The following is a 1,446-nucleotide window of genomic DNA, read 5'->3' as shown; positions in this document are numbered from 1 at the left end:
GCGGGTAGGTTGGAGGGGCACGTGCTCCGCGTTTTTCACCACTATTTCTCTGCAAAGAAACTCACGTTCTTCCTCGCCGAAAGTTCGGCAATCGCGTTGGCCTGCGTGATGGGCGCGGCGGCCTGCGCGGCACTCTTCGCGCCTGATGGGACGCACACCCCGCTGTCGCAGTGGTGGCCCACGCTGCTGTGGGTGGGCGCGGCGTTCGTCATCACCTTCCAGTTCACGCTGTACCTGTTGGATTTGTATGACCTCCGTGTGGCCGCGGAGGACCGGGTGAGGGGATACCGGTTCCTCAAGGCCGCGGGTGTCACGGCGATGGTGGCGGGCGGCGTCATGCTCGTCACCCCGCTGGTGGTGCCGATGCAGCTCCCGCCGGGCACGCTGCTGGGCGGGGCCATGGGGGCCCTGGCCGGGACGTTGATGGTGCGGGTGTCCATCCGCGCCCTGGTGGGCGCCCCGCACGCGGTGCTCATCGTCGGCGAAGGGCCCAAGGCGCGCGCGGTGGCCAGCGCGATTGAAGCGGGCGGGGAGGGCACCTACCGCATCGTGGGCCTGACGGACCCTCGCACCTCGGGGGAGACGCTGGAGCAGACGGCGGCCCGGCTGAACGCGGCGTATGTCGTGCAGGCCGCGGACGACATGCGCGGGGCCAACTGGGTGGACGGCCTGCTGCGCTGCCGGCTCCAGGGCCGGCGGGTGTATGAGGCCACGGGGTTCTGCGAGCGGGTGCTGCGCCGGATTCCCGTGCAGTTCCTGCGGGCGAGCGACTTCGCCTTCGCGGACGAGCTCACCGTGTCCCCGCTGCGCCGCACGCTGAAGCGGGGCTTCGACATCGCGGTGGCATCCCTCCTGCTAATGCTGTCCGCGCCCTTCCTGTTGCTGGTCGCGGTGGCCATCAAGCTGGATTCGAAGGGCCCCATCTTCTACCGGCAGGAAAGGACCGGGCTGTTCGGGAGCACGTACCACCTGTGGAAGTTCCGCAGCATGCGCACGGACGCGGAGAAGCACGGCGCGGTGTGGGCGAAGGCGAACGATGACCGTGTCACCCGGGTGGGCCGCTTCATCCGCCGCACGCGCATCGACGAGATTCCCCAGGTCTTCAACATCCTGACGGGAGACATGAGCTTCGTGGGGCCCCGCCCCGAAAGGCCAGTGTTCGTCGAGCAGTTGAAGCAGCAGATTCCGTTCTACGGCCTGAGGGAGGCCGTGAAGCCAGGCCTGACGGGGTGGGCCCAGATTCGCTACCCCTACGGCGCGTCGGTGGAGGATGCGCGGAACAAGCTGGAGTTCGACCTGTACTACGTGAAGAACGGTTCGTTGTTCCTGGATGTGGGCATCATCTTCCACACCGTGAGGCATGTGCTTCTCGGTCGTGGGGCGCGGTAGGGCATTTCGCTTTCCCGGCCTCCGCTGAGGGAGGCCGGGAGGTGGGCCCGCCTGGGG

The 1,446-nt window shown here is 67.9% G+C and carries 1 protein-coding gene; it reads left to right on the top strand.

The window, feature by feature from the left end; genetic code table 11:
- The first annotated feature begins 21 nt into the window (after positions 1-21).
- A complete protein-coding gene (gene exoE / locus G4D87_RS37740; protein ID WP_163787589.1) occupies positions 22-1,389 on the top strand; it encodes a polyisoprenyl-phosphate hexose-1-phosphate transferase ExoE in 1,368 nt (455 codons plus the stop codon).
- The last annotated feature ends 57 nt before the right edge of the window (positions 1,390-1,446 follow it).

This window comes from Myxococcus vastator, from assembly GCF_010894475.1.
In the GTDB taxonomy this organism is placed as follows: domain Bacteria; phylum Myxococcota; class Myxococcia; order Myxococcales; family Myxococcaceae; genus Myxococcus; species Myxococcus vastator.
This window is presented reverse-complemented; position numbering and strand designations above follow the sequence as displayed.